Annotated in this window: 17 protein-coding genes; 13 read left to right on the forward strand and 4 right to left on the reverse strand. The window is 73.6% G+C overall.

Going from position 1 to position 17,123, the window contains the following annotated elements; translation table 11 throughout:
* Nucleotides 1-55: 55 nt before the first annotated feature.
* The 13 genes from OCT49_RS18030 to OCT49_RS18090 all read left to right on the forward strand — a co-directional run bounded on the left by OCT49_RS18030 (nt 56) and on the right by OCT49_RS18090 (nt 12,487).
* A complete protein-coding gene (locus tag OCT49_RS18030) occupies nt 56-1,606 on the forward strand; it encodes a phage tail sheath family protein (protein WP_283852905.1) in 1,551 nt (516 codons plus the stop codon).
* Between the two features lie 98 nt (nt 1,607-1,704).
* Complete coding sequence (locus OCT49_RS18035; RefSeq protein WP_148833117.1) at nt 1,705-2,148, forward strand: phage tail protein; 444 nt, start codon at nt 1,705-1,707, stop codon at nt 2,146-2,148.
* Nucleotides 2,148-2,606: a hypothetical protein gene (locus tag OCT49_RS18040; protein WP_283852906.1), complete on the forward strand. Its 459-nt coding sequence runs from the start codon at nt 2,148-2,150 to the stop codon at nt 2,604-2,606. The genes OCT49_RS18035 and OCT49_RS18040 overlap by 1 nt, the downstream gene beginning before the upstream one ends.
* Complete coding sequence (locus OCT49_RS18045; RefSeq protein ID WP_093896703.1) at nt 2,603-2,746, forward strand: DUF6760 family protein; 144 nt, start codon at nt 2,603-2,605, stop codon at nt 2,744-2,746. Before OCT49_RS18040 ends, OCT49_RS18045 begins: the two co-directional genes overlap by 4 nt.
* A 29-nt stretch (nt 2,747-2,775) precedes the next feature.
* A complete protein-coding gene (locus OCT49_RS18050) occupies nt 2,776-4,599 on the forward strand; it encodes a hypothetical protein (protein WP_283852907.1) in 1,824 nt (607 codons plus the stop codon).
* A 40-nt stretch (nt 4,600-4,639) separates the two neighbouring features.
* On the forward strand, nt 4,640-5,077 hold the full coding sequence (locus OCT49_RS18055; protein ID WP_148841589.1) for a phage tail protein: 438 nt from the start codon (nt 4,640-4,642) through the stop codon (nt 5,075-5,077).
* A 5-nt stretch (nt 5,078-5,082) separates the two neighbouring features.
* A complete protein-coding gene (locus OCT49_RS18060; RefSeq protein WP_283852908.1) occupies nt 5,083-5,889 on the forward strand; it encodes a CIS tube protein in 807 nt (268 codons plus the stop codon).
* A complete protein-coding gene (locus OCT49_RS18065) occupies nt 5,889-7,919 on the forward strand; it encodes a VgrG-related protein (protein ID WP_283852909.1) in 2,031 nt (676 codons plus the stop codon). Before OCT49_RS18060 ends, OCT49_RS18065 begins: the two co-directional genes overlap by 1 nt.
* 140 nt (nt 7,920-8,059) lie before the next feature.
* On the forward strand, nt 8,060-8,353 hold the full coding sequence (locus OCT49_RS18070) for a PAAR domain-containing protein (protein ID WP_283852910.1): 294 nt from the start codon (nt 8,060-8,062) through the stop codon (nt 8,351-8,353).
* Between the two features lie 6 nt (nt 8,354-8,359).
* Nucleotides 8,360-8,773: a GPW/gp25 family protein gene (locus OCT49_RS18075; RefSeq protein WP_148841585.1), complete on the forward strand. Its 414-nt coding sequence runs from the start codon at nt 8,360-8,362 to the stop codon at nt 8,771-8,773.
* Nucleotides 8,770-10,728, forward strand: coding sequence for a putative baseplate assembly protein (locus OCT49_RS18080; protein WP_283852911.1), 1,959 nt, complete (start codon nt 8,770-8,772; stop codon nt 10,726-10,728). Before OCT49_RS18075 ends, OCT49_RS18080 begins: the two co-directional genes overlap by 4 nt.
* A 5-nt stretch (nt 10,729-10,733) precedes the next feature.
* Nucleotides 10,734-11,267 carry a phage tail protein gene (locus OCT49_RS18085; protein WP_283852912.1) on the forward strand — a complete coding sequence of 178 codons (534 nt, stop codon included), beginning with the start codon at nt 10,734-10,736 and terminating at the stop codon, nt 11,265-11,267.
* A gap of 404 nt (nt 11,268-11,671) precedes the next feature.
* Nucleotides 11,672-12,487 (forward strand): discoidin domain-containing protein, encoded by an 816-nt coding sequence (locus tag OCT49_RS18090; RefSeq protein WP_283852913.1) that lies wholly within the window; start codon nt 11,672-11,674, stop codon nt 12,485-12,487.
* 63 nt (nt 12,488-12,550) lie between these two features.
* Here OCT49_RS18090 and OCT49_RS18095 read toward each other — a convergent pair whose 3' ends face one another.
* The 4 genes from OCT49_RS18095 to OCT49_RS18110 form a co-directional block, all read right to left on the reverse strand.
* A complete protein-coding gene (locus OCT49_RS18095; RefSeq protein ID WP_283852914.1) occupies nt 12,551-13,894 on the reverse strand; it encodes a type III PLP-dependent enzyme domain-containing protein in 1,344 nt (447 codons plus the stop codon).
* A gap of 161 nt (nt 13,895-14,055) precedes the next feature.
* On the reverse strand, nt 14,056-15,291 hold the full coding sequence (locus OCT49_RS18100) for a cytochrome P450 (protein WP_283852915.1): 1,236 nt from the start codon (nt 15,289-15,291) through the stop codon (nt 14,056-14,058).
* A 127-nt stretch (nt 15,292-15,418) separates the two neighbouring features.
* Nucleotides 15,419-16,813, reverse strand: a complete 1,395-nt coding sequence (locus tag OCT49_RS18105; RefSeq protein ID WP_283852916.1) for an NAD(P)/FAD-dependent oxidoreductase — start codon at nt 16,811-16,813, stop codon at nt 15,419-15,421.
* Nucleotides 16,803-17,099 (reverse strand): ferredoxin, encoded by a 297-nt coding sequence (locus tag OCT49_RS18110; protein ID WP_283852917.1) that lies wholly within the window; start codon nt 17,097-17,099, stop codon nt 16,803-16,805. The genes OCT49_RS18105 and OCT49_RS18110 overlap by 11 nt, the downstream gene beginning before the upstream one ends.
* Nucleotides 17,100-17,123 lie beyond the last annotated feature (24 nt).

Consider the following 17,123-nt stretch of genomic DNA (forward strand, 5'->3'; position numbering starts at 1 on the left):
TGATCGCCGCTGTCGCAAGAATTGCGGGCGTTCCCCGGCCAAGGAGAGACTTCATATGCCGTCGTACCTGTCCCCGGGCGTCTACGTCGAAGAGATCGAGTCCGGGTCCCGGCCGATCGAAGGGGTGGGCACCTCGGTCACCGCCTTCGTCGGCTTCGCGCAGAAGGGCCCGTTCGACGAACCGACGCTGATCACGAACTGGAGCCAGTTCGCCGGCACCTTCGGCGACTTCGTGGAGGGCACGTACCTGGCCTCCGCCGTGTACGGGTTCTTCGCCAACGGCGGCGGTGTCTGTTACGTGGTGCGCATCGACGACGGCACCGAGCACGTGGTGGACGACGGGGGCGACCGGGCCGCGGGGAGCCTGCCCGCCGGTTCGGAGACGCAGCTCGGCCCGTACGCGGTGAAGCCCCGCCCCGGCGTGACCGGCGAGATCAGCGTCGAAGTGGCCGAGGTGGAGGGGGACGACCCGCCGTCCGACGTCTTCCGGCTGATCGTGAAGCGGGACGGGCAGGCCGCCGAGGAGTACCCGGGCGTCACGACCAAGCGCAGCAAGGAGAACGTCGCCACCCGGGTCAACGCCCGGTCGGAGCTGATCGAGATCCGCGAGACGGCCCGCGGCGCCGCACCCGCCCGGCCCGAACCGCAGAGCGTGACCCTGGCCCCCGCCGCCCCGGCGGCACCCGGCACCGGGGCGCTGACCCCCGAGCTGTACGTCGGCGACCCCGACCGCCGGACCGGGTTCGGCGGACTCGAAGCGGTCGAGGAGATCACCACGGTCGTCGTGCCGGACCTGATGAGCGCGCACGAACGCGGGCTGCTGGACCTGGAGTCGGTCGTCGCCGTGCAGCAGGGGCTGATCGGCCACTGCGAGCTGATGGGCGACCGGGTCGCCATCCTCGACCCGCCGCCGGGGCTCAGCCCGCAGCAGATCCGGGCCTGGCGCACCGACCACGCCAACTTCGACTCCAAGTACGCCACGCTCTACTACCCCTGGATCCGGGTCGCGGACCCCTCGTCCGGGCGGGCGAGGCTCGTCCCGCCGAGCGGCCACGTGGCCGGGGTGTGGGCGCGCAACGACGAGTCGCGCGGCGTGCACAAGGCGCCCGCCAACGAGGTCGTGCGCGGGGCGGTCGCGCTCCAGACCCAGCTGACCAAGGGCGAGCACGACATGCTCAACCCGATCGGGCTGAACTGCATCCGGTCCTTCCCCGGGCGGGGCATCCGGATCTGGGGCGCGCGCACGCTGGCCTCCGACCCGGCCTGGCGCTACCTGAACGTCCGGCGCCTCTTCAACTACCTGGAGGAGTCGATCCTCGCCGGTACGCAGTGGGTCGTCTTCGAACCGAACGACGACGCCCTGTGGGCGCGCATCCGGCGCACGGTCTCGGCGTTCCTGGTCAACGAATGGCGCAAGGGGGCGCTGTTCGGGCTCACTCCGGAAGAGGCGTTCTACGTCAAGTGCGACCGCGAGACCAACCCGCCGGAGAGCATCGACGCGGGTCAGGTCATCTGCGAGATCGGGGTGGCACCGGTCAGGCCGGCCGAGTTCGTCGTCTTCCGCCTCTCCCAGCTGACCGGGGGGACCGGCGGCGTCGACGAATGACCCCCTCCGCGCGGGTGGGCCGGGCCGGGCCGGACTGCGCGTACCACCGGAGACCCCTGTAGGCGGCAAGAGCGGTAAAAGCGGTAAAGGAGCCTGTTGTGCCACTTCCCGATCTCGACAGCACCGTCGGGGCGTCGTTCGGCCTCGAATTCGACAGCGTCGTCATCAAGCAGATCACCGAGGTCAGTGGTCTGAAGATGGAGCAGGACGTCATCGAGCTGAAGCAGAACACCGCCGACGGCCGCTACGCCATCAAGAAGCTCCCCGGCCGGCCCAAGGCCGGTGAGGTGACCGTGACCCGGGGCCTGACCGAGGACAACAGCTTCGAGCGGTGGATCAAGGACTCCCGCTTCGGCCGGATGACCACGGCCCGCCGCAACGGTGCGGTCATCGTGTACGACCACGAGGGCATCGCCATCAAGCGCTACAAGCTCATCAACGCCTGGCCGAAGTCCCTGGAGATCGGCACCCTCAAGGCCGGTGACACCTCGGTCCTGACGGAGAAGCTCGCCATCACCTACGAGAGCATGGAACTCGACTGATGCGGCGTACGGCTCCGGCGGAGGCCCCCCAGCGGCCGGACGCGCACCTCCCGGCGGGCGGGGGCACGAGGTCCGGCGGACGGGAGCCGCTGCGCACCGAGTTCCCCTTCGAGCTGCCGCGCGGGTACGTGGACGACGCGGGCGTCGTGCACCGTACGGGCGTCATGCGGCTCGCGACCGCGCGCGACGAACTCGTGCCGCTGCGGGACGACCGGGTGCGGGAGAACTCCGCGTACCTCTCGGTCGTGCTCATCGCCCGGGTCGTGACCCGGATCGGCACGGTCGACGACATCCACCCCGGCGTCATCGAGGACCTGTTCGCCTCCGACCTGGCCTTCCTCCAGGACTTCTACCGGCGGATCAACGCCGAGGGACACACCCGCGCCGCCGTCACCTGCCCGTCCTGCCAGGAGGAGTTCGCGGTGAATCTCGCCGGTGGCCGCCTGGGGGAATCGTGACGTACGCGGCCGACCTGCTCTACGAGGAGGTCGCGTACCTCGCCTACCACTTCCACTGGCCGCTCGATGAGCTGCTGGACCTGGAGCACCCGGAACGACTGAGGTTCGTCGCACAGATCGCTCGCCTCAACGGGCAGTAGCGAACAGCGCAGGGAGGGCGGGAAAATCCATGGGCCTGATGTCCTGGCTGCGCGGCGGCGGCGGACGCAAGGGTACGGACACGAGCACGGGTACGAGTGCAGGTGCGGGTACGGGGGGCGGCAGCGAGGATTCCGGTTCGCCCGCCGTGCCGCGCGAGCGCGTCGATCTCGCCGAACTCCCGCCCATCCAGCGGACCCTGGGCACCCAGGACCTGGTGATCGATCCCTCCGGCTTCCAGGGGTCGCTCTCCACCCGGCAGGACCCCGCCCTCGGTACCCCGCTCGGGCACCTGGTCAGCCCGGACGCGCCCACCGGGCTGGTGCACGGGCTCACGGCTCCGGCGGCCCCGGTCGCCGCGGACCGTCCGTCGCCGGTGCAGCGGTCCGCGGAACGGGCGCAGGGGCTGCCGGGCGGGGCCCGGTCCGTACCCCTGCCGTCGCCGCGGTCCCTGCCTCCGTCCGTTGCCGTGCAGCGTGTCGTTCCGGGGGGCGCGTCCGCGATGACGTCGGCCGGGGAGTCGGCCGTGGCGGAGTTGCCGGTACGTCAACTGGTGGGGGAGCAGCCCCTTGTGACGGCAGCGGAGTCGGCTGCTCCGGGGCCCGCGACGCCGCCCTCGTCCCTGATCCCGAATCCGTCTCAGCAGCCGCCTTCGTCCGCGGCTCCGCCCGTGCAGCGCTCGGTGATGCCGCCCGCCCCCGGCTCGCCCCGGCGCGCGCCGGGGCTCGGCGCGCCCATGTCCGCGCTGCCGCCGACGGCGCAGCGGCAGGCCGCCGTCGACGGACCGGGCAGGGAGTCCGGGGCGGTTCCGGTGGCCCGGAGCGCGGCGGACGCGGCGGACGCCGGGGACGGGGCCGCCCGGACACCCGCGGTTCCGGAACCGGGGCCGGAGCCCGAATCCGGCGGGCCCACCGCGCCGTTGCTCGGTGACTCCCCCCTGCTCCCCGCCGCGTCGGACCCCGCACCGCCGGCCCCCACTCCTGCGGTGCAGCGGACCCCCGCCGTGCCCTCGCCGTCCCCCATGGCGCCGCCCCCGAGCACCGATCCGGTCGCGCCGCTGCTCGCCGACCGGCCCGTACCGCTCCAGAACGCGCGGAACGGGGGGTGGGGAGCAGCCGTACAGCGTTCCGCGACGGACCACGGGGCGGGCGGGGCGGCGCCGCCTCCACCGGCCGGTACGGGGACGATGCCGGGCCCCGTCCCGGGGAGCGCGTCCCCGGCCGATGCCGTTCCGGTGCGCTGGACCGCAGGCGGGGAGGGAACGGCGTCGATGGCGGCGGTGACACCGTCCGTACCGGCGGCGCTGCAACGTACCGTCGCCGCTCCGGGGCAGGGGACGGGCGCGCCACCCCTCTCCCCGCCGCTTCCCGCCCTGCAACGTCAGGCGGCCGGGGGGCCGCCGGTGCCCCGCTCGTTGACCGGCGGACATGGCGGCTCCGCCGCGCCCGCCTTCACCTCGGCGGGTTCGGTCGCCGTGGCCGCCGGGGTGGCCCAGCGGGCGGCCGACGGCAGCGTCGTCTTCGGCGCCCCGCCCCCGGCGTACTCGGCACCCGTCGTCCAGCGCGAGACGGAGACCGAGGAACCGCCGCCCCCGGACCCGCCCCAGGAGCCCCACCCGGCCCCCGACCCCGGCCCGGAGCCCGACCCGGCCCCCGGACCCGCCGCCGACGACCGCGATGCGTCCGGGACCACGGCCCCCGGCGGACCACCCGGCCAGGGCGGCCGGGAGGGCGGCGCGCCAGTGGTCACCGACGAGCTGGTGCGGGCCCTGTACCCGCCGCTCAGCCGCCTCTTCAAGGCGGACCTGCGCCTGGAACGCGAACGGGCGGGATTCCTCATCAACACCCGGCACTGAGAACAGCATTGACGACACAGGGAATTGAGAGGTACGCACCATGGCCACCGCCCAGGACGACGATCCCGCCGTCAGTGTCTGCTTCGTCGTCACGATCGACGACATCGAGCTCGGGTCGTTCAACACGTGCGACGGGCTGGGCTGCGAAGTGGTGCTCGAAACCCGGGAGGAGGGCGGCAACAACGGGCATCTGTGGCAGCTGCCGACCCGGCTGAAGTACTCGAACGTGAAGCTCTCCAGGCCGCTGACCAAGGAGACCGAGAAGGTGGCCCGCTGGTTCGCCACCATGACGACCGGGTTCAGCCGCAAGACGGCGCACATCGAGGCGCGGACCGGGGACGGGCGGAAGGTGGCCCAGTGGGGGCTGCTGGAGGTCGTGCCCGTCCGCTGGACCGGCCCCTCCTTCACTCCCGAATCGCCCAAGGTCGCGATGGAGACGATCGAGATCGCCCATCACGGCTACGTGATGGAGGGCTGAGCGTCGTGAGCGGTGCGGGTCCCATCGCCTTCAGCGCCGCCGGTACGTCCGGGGCGTCGGCGGCCACGAGGACGGGCCGGGGAGGGTCGGCCCGGCCCAAGCTGGAGCACGCCTACCTGGAACTGCGGACCCCGCCGACCGGTGGCGGCCTCACCCCCGGCGGACCGTGCGGGCGGATCGACTTCCAGTTCAACCCCAAGGAGCTGAGCCTCACCAAGGCCGCCTCCTGGAAGCGCAGCCCGGCCAAGGGCGCCAAGAGCTCCGGCCCGCCGGAGTACCAGGGCTCGCAGCCCAGCAAGCTCACCGTGGAGATGTTCTTCGACGCCAGCGAGGCCCAGGACACCCGGGTGGTGACCTCGGTGGAGCAGCTCTTCGCGTGCTGCGTGCCGACGAACGAGAGCCGCCAGCAGCAGCGTTCCTCGCCGCCGTGGGTGGTCTTCCACTGGGGCGGGCTGACCGGGTTCCCCGGCTACGTCAGCCAAGTACAGGCGAAGTACACCCTGTTCACGACGTCGGGCGTGCCGATCCGGGCCGTCTGCCAGGTGACGATGGAGGAGATCAGCGGCGAGACGCCGGGCCAGAACCCGACCTCGGGCGCGCTCGCCGCCCGCCGGGTGCACCGGCTGGGCGCCGGGGACTCGCTGCCGTCGCTCGCCCAGCGCGAGTACGGCGACCCGGCGGCCTGGCGGGTGATCGCGGAGGCGAACGGCATCGACGACCCGCTGCGGCTGGCGCCCGGACGGCAGTTGCTGCTGCCCGCGCTCGACGAGCTGAGCCGGATCGAAGAGGGCCGGGACGGAGGGCGGTCCTGATGGCCCCGCCGGGCGTCGCGTCGGCGTTGGTGGTGGAGTTCGGCGGCGGTCCGCTGCCGCCGAAGTTCGTGAACACGCTGGTCGAGGGGTACGTCGACGACAGCCGGACCCTGCCCGACCTGTTCCTCCTCCGGTTCCGCGACCCGGACCGGGTGCTGCTGGAACAGACCGGGCTGAAGATCGGCAGCGAGGCCAGGCTGCTGGCCCGCGCCGGTGGCGACAGCGCGCCGAAACCGCTGCTGAAGGGGGTCGTCACCGCCCTTGAGGTGGAGCTCGACGAGACCGGCACCTTCACCGTCGTGCGCGGGCTCGACGAGTCGCACCGGCTGTTCCGCGGGCGCCGGGTGGCCAGCTACCAGAACATGACGCTCGCCGACATCTGCGCCCAGGTCGCCCAGCGCGCCGGGCTGAAACCGGGCACGGTCGACGTGGCCGGGCCCGTGCTCGAACACATCGCCCAGCCCAACGTCACCGACTGGGAGTTCATCCGCGACCTGGCCGAGGAGGCGGGCGCCCAGGCGTACGTGCTCGACGGACAGTTGCACATCACCCGGCCCGCGGAGGCGAGCGGCGCACCGGACGGCTCGGCGCGCGCCGACCGCGACCCGCTGGTGCTGGAGATGGGCAGCAACCTGCTGCGCTGCCGGGCCGGGGTGTCGTCCGCCGAACAGGTCTCCGAGGTCGAGGTGCGCGGCTGGGACGTGCAGGCCAAGCAGCCGCTGGTCGGGCGGGCTCCCGCGGGGAAGTCGGCGACGCTGGAGCTGGGGGTGAGCGCGGCCGAGGTGTCCGCCCCGTTCGGCGAGGCGCGTTTCGTGGTCACGGACGCGGCGTACGGGGCGCAGGAACAGGTGGACCAGGCGGCGAAGGCCCTGGCCGAGCGGATCGCCGGGTCGTTCGCGGAACTGGAGGCGGTGATCCGGGGGAACCCGGAGGTGCGGGCCGGCAGCGCGGTGGCGCTCAACGCGGTGGGGGCGCCGTTCGAGGGGCGGTACACGGTCACGTCGTCGCGGCACGTCTTCGACCCGGTGCGCGGGTACGAGACCTGGCTGACGGTGTCGGGGCAGCAGGAGCGCTCGCTGTTCGGGCTGACCGGCGGAGGACCGGGGTCCGGTGGTTCCGGCACGGGGTCCGGCGGCGGATCGCGGTGCGCGGGGCTGGTCAGCGGAACGGTCACGGACACCCACGACCCGGACGGTTCGGGCCGGGTCAAGGTGCGGTTTCCCTGGCTGTCGGACGAGTACGCGAGCGACTGGGCGCGCACCGCGCAGTCGGGCGGGACCAGTGGTGGCGAGGCGTTCATCCCCGAGGTCGGGGACGAGGTCCTGGTGGGGTTCGAGCACGGCCACCTGGATCGCCCGTACGTCCTCGCCGGTCTGTACAACGGGAAGGACCGGCCGTCCCAGGGAAGCGGGGGCGGCGGTTCCGGCGGCGGTACGGGCGGTTCCGGTGGCGGTGCGAGCGGTCCCGGCGGTGTGGCCGGTGCGGTGGCCGCGGCCGTGTCCGGCGAGCCGTCCACCAGCGGGGCGTCCCCGGGCGCCGCCGCCCCGGAGGCCGCCGCACCCGCCGCCCCGCTGGTGGACCCGACGAGCGGGGCCGTCAACCGGCGCTCGGTCGCCTCCAAGAGCGGCAACCAGCTGGAGATCCTGGACGACGCCAACGGCCCGCAGGGCGTACGCCTGCTCACCGGTGACGGAAAGCTGAAGATCGACCTCGACCGCAAGGGCACCGTGATCGTGATCAACAGCGACGGCAGCGTGAACATCGAGGCCAAGCAGCAGGTCTCCATCAAGGCGGCCCGCGGGGTCGCGCTGGACGGCGGGCAGGGAACGCTCGAACTGAGCGGCGACAGCGTCACGCTGACCTCCCGCAGCGGAGTGAGCGTCGACGGCGGCAACGGCGAGGTGAAGCTCTCCACCGGCGGAACGGTGGACGTACGGGGCGGCACGGTCGCGATCGACGGAACACAGCGCACCGACATCAAGGGCGGCTCCTCCCTGGCCATCAACGCACCCCTGGTGAAGATCAACTGACCGCGCGGACGAGCCGGACGCGCCGGACACCCCCGACGGACCGAACAGCGCAGACGAACCGAGCAGACGGACCGAACACACCGAACACACCGAACAGCGCAGACGCACCGGACGCACATCAGCGAGAGGAACGGACTGCCATGTCAGCAGCCGCGGCGGCAGCCGCACGGGTCGGTGACCCCACCGGACACCCCGGCACGGTCGGGCCGCCCGGCGTCCCCACCGTGCTGATCGGCGGCCTGCCCGCCGCCACGGTCGGCACCCCGCACCTGTGCGCCTCGCCGCCGCCCGCGGTGCACGCCCCGTCCGTGATCGCGCCGCCCGGCAGCGCCACGGTGCTGATCGGCGGCCGGCCCGCCGCCCGCGTCGGGGACCTCGCCGCCTGCGGCTCGCCCGTCGTGTCCGGTTGCCCGACGGTGCTGATCGGAGGCTGAACGTCCATGGGACAGGAGTTCATCGGCGCGGGCTGGGCCTTCCCGCCGCGCACGGACGCCACCGGTTCCATCGCCCTGGTGCGCGGCGAGCACGAACTGGAGGAGTCGATCCGGCTGATCCTGGCGACGTCCCCGGGCGAACGCCCCATGCGGCCGGAGTTCGGCTGCGGCATCAACGACTACGTGTTCGCCCCGGCGGACGCGGGCACCGCCGGACAACTGGCGTACGAGGTGCGCCTCGCGCTGGACCGGTGGGAGCCCCGGATCGAGGTGACCGAGGTCGTCGTCCGGTTCGACGACGCCGACGAGGGGGTCCTGTACATCGACGTCGGCTACACCGTGCGGGGCGCCAACGACCCCCGGAACCTGGTCTTCCCGTTCTATGTGATCCCGCAGCACGAGGAGGTGGACGGCGCGTGACGCTGCCCAGCCCGCATCTGGACGACCGCCGCTTCCAGGGCCTGGTCGACGAGGCGAAGCGCCTCGTCCAGCAGCGCTGCCCCGAGTGGACCGACCACAACGTGTCGGACCCGGGCGTGACCCTCATCGAAGCCTTCGCGACCATGGTCGACCAGCTCGTCTACCGGGTGAACCGGGTGCCGGAGAAGAGCTATCTGACCTTCCTCGACCTGATCGGGGTCCGGCTGCACCCGCCCACCGCCGCCCGCACCGACGTGACGTTCCGGCTCTCCGCGCCCCGGCCCGAACCGGTACGGGTACGGGCCGGCACGGAGGTCGCGACCGTGCGCACGGAGACCGAGGAGGCGGTGGTCTTCACCACGGTCGACGAACTGTCCATCGTGCCCTGCGAGTTCGCCCACCTCGCCACCTGGCCGACGTCCGGCGACGCCGCCGACCGCACCGAGGAGCTGACGCTCGGCCGGGCCGTGCCCTGCTTCGACACCACGCCCGCCCCCGGCGACGCCCTCTACGTGGGCCTGTCCGCCGCCGTGCCGGCGGGGGTCGTCGTGCTGCGGCTGGACTGCGCGGTCGAGGGAGTCGGCGTGGACCCGCTGCGCCCGCCGCTGCTCTGGGAGGCGTGGGACGGCAGCGCCTGGACGGCCTGCGAGGTCGAGAAGGACGACACCGGCGGCTTCAACCGGTCCGGCGAACTGATCCTGCACCTCCCCCCGGGGCACGCCCCGGCCGTCGTCGTGCGCCGCACCGGCGGCTGGCTGCGCTGCCGCCTGGTGGAGGCCGAACCCGGCCAGCCCACCTACATGGCGCCGCCGGTGGTGCGCCGGATCACCGCGTTCACGATCGGCGCGACCGTCGGGGCCGTGCACGCCGAGACCGTGACCGACGAGGTGCTCGGCCCGGCCGAGGGCGTACCCGGGCAGACCTTCACGGTGAGCCGGCCGCCTGTCGTGCCCGGCGAGTTCGTCGTCGAGGTCGCCGACCCGTCGGCGGGGCCGCGGGGCACGGAGTGGACCCGGGTCGACGACTTCGCGCACTCCGGACCCGAGGACCGGCACATCACGCTCGACCCCAACTCGGGGCGGGTCGAGTTCGGTCCCGCGGTACGGGAACGGGACGGCTCCATCCGCCACTACGGGAAGGTGCCGCCGAAGGGCGCCACCGTACGGGTGCGCTCGTACCGCACCGGCGGGGGCCTGCGCGGCAACGTGGCCCGCTCCACCCTCCGGGTGCTGCGCAGCGCCATCCCGTACGTGGCCCGGGTGGAGAACCGCCGCCCGGCGCTCGGCGGGGTCGACGGCGAGACGGTGGAGAGCGCCCGGGTGCGGGGCCCGATGACGCTGCGGACGCTGCACCGGGCCGTGGTGCCGCACGACTACGAACTGCTGGCCCGCGAGGTCGCGCCCGACGCGGCCCGGGTGCAGTGCATCCCGGCCGGCGGGGACTCGGACGTCGAGGCGGGCGGGGTGCGGCTGCTCGTCGTACCGGCCGGGCGCAGCGACGAGCAGGGCCGCATCCAGTTCGACGAACTCATCCCGCCGCAGCACACCCTGGCCCTGATCGCGGGCCATCTGGACGAGCGCCGGCCGATCGGCGCCCGGCTGGTGGTCGAGCCGCCGTACTACCAGGGGGTCACCGTCGTCGCGTCGGTGCAGGCCCGCCGGGGCGCCGCGCCGGAACGGGTGCGCGAGGAGGCGCTGGAGGCCCTCTACCGCTACTTCAACCCGCTGAGCGGCGGCCCCGGCGAGGACGGCTGGCCGTTCGGGCGGCCGATCCAGTCGGGCGAGGCGTTCGCCGTGCTGCAACAGGTGCCGGGGGTGGACCTGGTGGAGGACGTGCGGCTCTTCCCCGCCGACCCCGTGACCGGGCAGCGCGGCGACCCCACCACCAAGATCGTGCTGGACCGGCACGCGCTGGTCTTCAGCTACGAACACCAGCTCCGGGTACGGGGGGCCTGACCACCATGCGCACTTCCGTGACCGGCCTGCCGACCCCGCACCCGCTGATCGAGCAACTCCCGGCGGTCTACCTGGAACAGGACTTCCTGCGCCGGTTCCTGGCGGCGCTCGACGACGTGCTCGCCCCGGTCCTGCTCTCCATCGACAACCTGCCCGCGCACCTCGACCCCCGCAGCGCGCCCGAGGACTTCCTCGCCTGGCTGGCCGAGTGGGTGGCCGTCGACACCCGCGCGAACCACCCGGTCGAGCAGCGGCGGGCCGCGGTGCGCGGCGCGGTGGAACGGCACAGCAGACGCGGCACCCGGCGGGGACTCGCGGAGGCGGTGTTCCTGGAGACCGGGATCGAGCCGGACATCGTGGAGAGCGGCGGTACGGCGTGGTCGTCGACGCCGCACACCCGGTTCCCGGGCGGCCCGCGGCCGTGGGTGACGGTCCGGGTCCGGGCCGCGCAGCCGTACCAGGTCGACCGGGTGCGGCTGGAGGAACTGATCCGTACGGAGATCCCGGCGCACGTGGGCTTCGACCTGGAGGTCCTGTGATCTGCGGGACGTGTGGGCAGAACAACGCGCCGGGGACGCAGTTCTGCACGTCGTGCCAGGCGTACCTGGAGTGGGAGGAGCCGCAGGACGGGACCACGACGCCCCCGGCGTCCTCGACGCGCCCGTCGCCCCCATCCGCCCCAGCCGCCCCGCCCACTCCGGCGGTTCCGGCAGCTCCGACAACCCCAGCAGCTCCGCCAATCCCGCCAACCCCAGCAGCTTCGACAGCCTCAGCAGCTCCGACAACCTCAGCAGCCTCACCTGGCCCCCCTGCCCTACCTGGCCCCTCTGTCCCACCACCATCCCCCGCACCCCCCACGCCTCCCGTATCAGCTGTTCCCGGTCCCCCCGCGGTCGCGCCCACCGGTGCTCCGCGTCGGCCCGGGGACGGGGCGGACGAGCCGGTGCCGGGCCCCGAGGCGCTGCCCGACGTACCGCCGGCTCCCGCGAACACGCCTCCGGCGCCGCCGCCCGCCGCGCCCGTCCGCTGCCCCAACTGCCGTACGGAGAACGCCCCCGACCGCACCCTGTGCGTGCGCTGCGCCCTGCTCCTGGACCCGGGGCCGCCGCCCGACGTCCGGCCTCCCTGGTGGCGCCGGATCCTCCGGCGGCGACCGCGGCAGGCACCCGTCGCCGGAACCCGGCCGCGGCGCCGGCTGTGGCGCCGCCCCGGTCTGGCGCTGCCGGTCGTGCTGCTCGTGCTGGCCTGCGGTGTGTGGTTCGCCCTGCCACACCTGTCCGGGTGGCTCGGCCTCGCCAAGGACGAGACCGGGACGCCGGAGGCGGTGACGCCCACCCGGTTCCGGGCCTCCAGCACGGCCCCGGGCCATCCGGCGGGCGCGGCGTTCGACGGCTTCAACAACCGTTACTGGGCACCCGCCGAGGCGGGGCCCGACACGGGGGTGGGCCAGTACCTGGAGTGCGACTTCGAACAGCCGGTACGGGTGCTGAAGGTGGTCCTCTTCTCGGGTGCGTCGGCCAGGAAGGACGAGTTCCTCGCCCGGGCCCGCCCGGCGCGGATCACTGTCCGGCTCACCTCCGCCGACGGGACGTCGGTCGAGCGGAAACTGAGGCTCAAGGACCAGCCGGGCCAGCAGACCTTCGACCTGCGCGGTTCGGAGATCGTCCGGGCCCGGCTCACCACCGAGGCCGCGTACGGGGCGGGCCGGGACCGCAGACTCGCCCTCGCCGAGGTCGAGTTCTTCGGCCGCAGGCCCTGATCCGTACGCCGGAAGCCCCCGGTCCGGTGCCTTCCGGGCCGTACGCCGGAAAGCCCTCCGGCTTCACCCGGCGCGCAGCTCCACCAGGGCGTCCACCTGCGCGAGCCCGCTCTCCTCGACCACCTCGCGCACGCTCTGCGCCGTGCGCACCGGCGCGAAGCGCACCTGCCCGTCGGCTCCCGCGCGGTAGCCGTACACGGCGGGCCGGGGCAGCGAGTTGTACGAGAAGTGCGAGGAGAAGTAGTACGCGCCGGTGTCGTACAGCGCCACCACGTCACCGGGCTCGACGACGGGCAGCTCGCGCCCGCTCGCCGTGAGGTCGCCGGCGAAGCAGCAGGGGCCGGCGATGTCGACGACCCGGGTCGGGCCCTGCTTGGGGCGGCCCGAGGCGTCGAATATCCCGACGCGCAACGGCCAGGAGCCGGGCATGAACACGGTACGGGTGGCGACCTGGGCCCCCGCGTGGGTGACCGCGATCTGCCGTCCGCCCGCGGATTTCGTGTACTCGACCAGGGTCGCGACCGTTCCGCTCTTGGCGAGCAGCGAGCGCCCGAACTCGGTGACGAGGGTGTAGCGGCCGTCGAGGAGCCCGGGGGCCGTGGCGCGCAGTTCGGCGACGTAGTCCGCGTACGTGGGGCGGTCGTCCTCGTCGTCGAAGTTGACGGGCAGACCGCCGCCGATGTCGAGCCCGGTGATCTGTGCGCGGCCGAGCCGTTCGTTGATCCGCTCGGCCAGCTCGTGGGCGGCGCCGACGCCCCGGGCGATGAGCGGCAGCGGGCAGCCCTGGGAACCGACGTGCGCGTGCAGCCGGTTGAGCCAGGGCCGGGCCGCGAAGGCCTCCGTCACCGCCTCGACGGCCCCCGGGTCGCGCAGCGCGACGCCGAACTTGGAGGTCGCCGTCGCGGTGCTCATCGCACCGATGGCACCCGCCCCCACCTGGGGGTTGACCCGCAGCCCGATCGGCCCGGCGGGCTCCCGCCCGGCGAGCAGCCGGTCCACCCGGGCCAGCTCCTGGAAGTTGTCGAGGTTGATCGCGATGCCGTGCGCGAGGGCGAACTCCAGCTCCTCGACGGTCTTCGCCGGGCTGTCGAAGACGATCCGGTCGTACGGGAAACCGGCGGCAAGGGCCTGTTCCAGCTCCCCGGGCGAGGCCACCTCGCAGCCCATCCCGGCGTCCGCGAGCAGCCGGAGCACCGGGACGAGGCCGCACGCCTTGGCCGCGAAGGTGTGCCGCACGGCGGCCGGTCCCGCGAACGCCTCGTTCAGCGCGTCCACCGCGTCCAGCACGCCGTCCACGTCGAGGAGACCGATCAGGGGCGAGCGGGGGCCGAGCAGCCCGTCCCGGACCGCTTGTGCCAGCGCCGCGTCCCGGGCTTCACCACGCCGATGGGCCGAACCGGAAGTCACCTGAGCCACACTCCGTAGGTCGGTGATGCACCGCGCCCACCGGACGGGGCGGGCCGTCCGCCCATCATCGCCGCCCGCCCCGGCCCGGAACAGATGCCCGACCCGACCACAAACCTTCGCCCCGACCACGGAGCGTCCCGATCCGCTCCGTCCCGCCCCCCTCAGGCGCGGAGGCCGTCGAAGGCGACCTCCAGGTGCCGGGGCCCGCGCAGTACGGCGTTCCGACGGTACGGGGGCGGGTCCGCCACCAGGCGGGGGTTGTCGAGCCTGCGGGCCAGCTCGGTCAGGGCGAGCTGCGCCTCCAGCCGGGCGAGGGGCGCGCCGAAGCAGTTGTGGATGCCGCTGCCGAAGCCGAGGTGCTGGTTGTCCCGGCGGTCGGGGTCGAAACGGTCGGGATCGGCGAACCGTTTCGGGTCCCGGTTGCCGGAGGCCAGCACGAGCCAGACGGCGGCGCCCCGGGGGATGGTGAGGCCGCCGATGTCGATGTCCGCGAGGGTGGTGCGCTGCGGGAGCAACTGCACGGGCGGTTCGAAGCGCAGGATTTCCTCCACGAGCGGGGCGGCCAACGCCGGGTCGGTGCGCAGCTGTTCGAGGACGTCGGGGTGGCGCAGCAGGGTGAGCATCCCGTTGGTGATGAGGTTGACCGTGGTCTCGTGACCGGCGATCAGCAGCAGGGCGGCGGTGCTGAGCACCTCCATCCGGGACATCCGCCCGTCGGTGCCGTGCTGGGTGACCAGGGCGGAGAGCATGTCGTCGCCGGGCGCCCCGCTGCGTGCGTCGATGAGTTCGGCCAGGTACAGGCCCAGGTCGGTGCGGGCCTGCCGGGTGGCGCGTTGGCGTTCGCCGGGGTCCTGGCCGGGGTCCGGGTCGAGGCCGGCGGCGATGGTGTCGGCCCAGGAGTGGAAGCGCGCCTCGTCCTCGCGCGGAACCCCCAGCAGCCGGCAGATCACGGTCACGGGGAAGGGGTACGAGAAGTCGTCGACGAGGTCCACCTGCTTCCGGTCCCCGAAGTCGTCGACGAGGCCGGAGACGATGCGGGCCAGTTCGCCGCGCATGTCGTGCACGCGCCGCGGCGTTTCCGGCGGTCCGAACGGGCGCATCGCCATGCGGCGCAGCCGGTCGTGCTCGGGCGGGTCCAGCCGCAGGAAGGAGGGTGGCAGCGGTGATGCCTCCTCCTCCTGGAGCAGGGTGCCGGCGGCGCCGGGGGAGAGGTTGCGGATGTCCGAACTGATCCGCGGATCGTGCAGCAGGCCCTTGATCTCCCAGTACGTGCTGACGACGAACAGGTCGTCGCCGTCCCGGAGCACCGGGGTCCTGCGGAGTTCGGCGTACAGCGGATAGGGGTCGGCGCGGGCGGCGGGGTCGAGGATCCGCCGCAGGAGCGTGTCTTGCGTCATGGTGGTCGGTCCTTGCCGGCGTCGGGGCGGGAGGCGCGCTGCACGGCCGTGCCCGGGGGAGAGGGAGGAGGATCGGGCCCGCGCGGACGGGGGCGGAGGGTCGGGCCTGCGCGGCCGGGGAGGAGGGTCAGGCCCGCGCGGGGGTGAACGTGATCCGCTGCTCGGTCGGCGAGTAGCCGCTGACGGTGACGGTCGGCCCGTGCGTGGGCAGCGAGGGGTCGGGGAACTCGGCCGGGACCGGCCGCAGGCCCTCGGGGCGGCTGTCCACCATGGAGTGCTCCGGCGGGAACACCGCGGCCGACTCGATCTGCCGCTGGTAGAACTCCAGCCACTTCGTCCCGTCGAAGGAGACGGCGGCGATGACCCGTCCCTGGTACCCGTACGCGCAGACGAAGCGGCGTTCCGCGAGCGACCCCTGGACGACGACGAGTTCCTCGCCCAGGGACGGGACGCCGACCGACTTGATGTTGACCCCGAACTGGGCGGACCAGAAGGCCGGGACCCACAGGTGCGGGCGGCGCTCCGAACTGCTGCTGATCATGTTGTGCGCCGCCGTCTCGGCCTGCGCGACGGCGTTGCCCCAGTGTTCGAGGGACAGGAACTGGTACCCGAAGAGCGCGTGCGGGGACCGGGCGACGTCACCGGCGACGAAGATGTCGTCGGTCACGATGCCGCGGAAGTCGAAGGCCCGGCAGCCGGCGTCGCAGGCGATCCCGCGCGGCCCGGCACCGAGTCCGGAACCGGCCAGCCACTCGGTGTTCCGCTGCGCGCCGAGCGAGACGACGGCGACGTCCGCGTCGAGGGTGGTGCCGTCCGACAGATGGGCGCGCCGCAGCCGTTCTGCCGGGTCGCCCTCCAGCGCGGTGACCGTGATTCCGCAGCGCAGGTCCACGCCGTGCTCGCGCTGGAGCTCCGCGGCCACCCGGCCGACCACGCCGCCGAGGGCCCCCACGAGAGGGGCCGCCCCGCGTTCGGCGACGGTCACCGCGAGGCCGCGCTCGCGGCAGGCGGACGCGATCTCGGAGCCGGTGAAACCCGCGCCGATGACCAGCACCCGGCGGGGCGAGGCCGCCAGCCGCCGCTGCAACCGGGCCGCGTCGTCCCGCGTGCGCAGCACGAAGACCCCGTCCAGCGCGGCCTCGGCCTCGTGCGGCCACGGCCGGGCGTGGACGCCGGTGGCGATCAGCAGCCGGTCGTACGCCACCTCGTCGCCGTCGGCCAGCCGGACCTTCCGGGCCGCCATGTCCAGCCCGGTGGCGGCGACTCCGAGCCGCCAGTGCGCGTCGAGCGCCGTGCGCCGGGGCAGCGCGGTGCGGTCGGCGGTCGCGTGGCCCAGCAGCACCTGCTTGGAGAGCGGCGGACGGTCGTACGGTTCGTGGGGCTCGTCGCCGATCAGCGTGAGCGAACCGGTGAAGCCCTCCTTCCGCAGGGTCTCCGCGGCCCGGAGCCCGGCGAGGGAGGCCCCGACGATCACGATCCGCCCCTCGCGCCTCAGCCGTTCCAGGGCAGCGTCACCGGGCACCGGACAACCCCTCGCCCACCGGGACCGCCGACCCCGTCCCGCTCTCCCCCTCCGGAGCGTCCGGAGCGTCCGGAGCGCCCAGGTCGTCCGGGTCGTCCGGGTCGTCCACCAGGATCGCCTGTACGGGGCACGCGGCGACGGCGCGCATCACCTGGTCCCGCTGCGCCCTCTCGGCGTGCGGGTTGTACAGCAGCGACTCCTCGCCGTGCATGACGAAGACGTCGGGGGCCAGGAAGGCGCATTGCGCGTACCCCTGGCACCGGTTGAGATCGACGACAAGCCTCATCAAGGGGGCCGTCCCTTCCAGTCC

It is taken from the genome of Streptomyces sp. ML-6 (assembly GCF_030116705.1).
Classification (GTDB): Bacteria; Actinomycetota; Actinomycetes; order Streptomycetales; family Streptomycetaceae; genus Streptomyces.

What these genes read in the sequence shown, in the direction of transcription:
- OCT49_RS18030 (WP_283852905.1), top strand. Translation starts at nt 56, where the DNA reads ATGCCGTCGTACCTGTCCCCGGGCGTCTACGTCGAAGAGATCGAGTCC.
- OCT49_RS18040 (WP_283852906.1), top strand. Translation starts at nt 2,148, where the DNA reads ATGCGGCGTACGGCTCCGGCGGAGGCCCCCCAGCGGCCGGACGCGCAC.
- OCT49_RS18050 (WP_283852907.1), top strand. Translation starts at nt 2,776, where the DNA reads ATGGGCCTGATGTCCTGGCTGCGCGGCGGCGGCGGACGCAAGGGTACG.
- OCT49_RS18055 (WP_148841589.1), top strand. Translation starts at nt 4,640, where the DNA reads ATGGCCACCGCCCAGGACGACGATCCCGCCGTCAGTGTCTGCTTCGTC.
- OCT49_RS18065 (WP_283852909.1), top strand. Translation starts at nt 5,889, where the DNA reads ATGGCCCCGCCGGGCGTCGCGTCGGCGTTGGTGGTGGAGTTCGGCGGC.
- OCT49_RS18070 (WP_283852910.1), top strand. Translation starts at nt 8,060, where the DNA reads ATGTCAGCAGCCGCGGCGGCAGCCGCACGGGTCGGTGACCCCACCGGA.
- OCT49_RS18075 (WP_148841585.1), top strand. Translation starts at nt 8,360, where the DNA reads ATGGGACAGGAGTTCATCGGCGCGGGCTGGGCCTTCCCGCCGCGCACG.
- OCT49_RS18085 (WP_283852912.1), top strand. Translation starts at nt 10,734, where the DNA reads ATGCGCACTTCCGTGACCGGCCTGCCGACCCCGCACCCGCTGATCGAG.
- OCT49_RS18100 (WP_283852915.1), bottom strand. Translation starts at nt 15,291, where the DNA reads ATGACGCAAGACACGCTCCTGCGGCGGATCCTCGACCCCGCCGCCCGC.
- OCT49_RS18110 (WP_283852917.1), bottom strand. Translation starts at nt 17,099, where the DNA reads ATGAGGCTTGTCGTCGATCTCAACCGGTGCCAGGGGTACGCGCAATGC.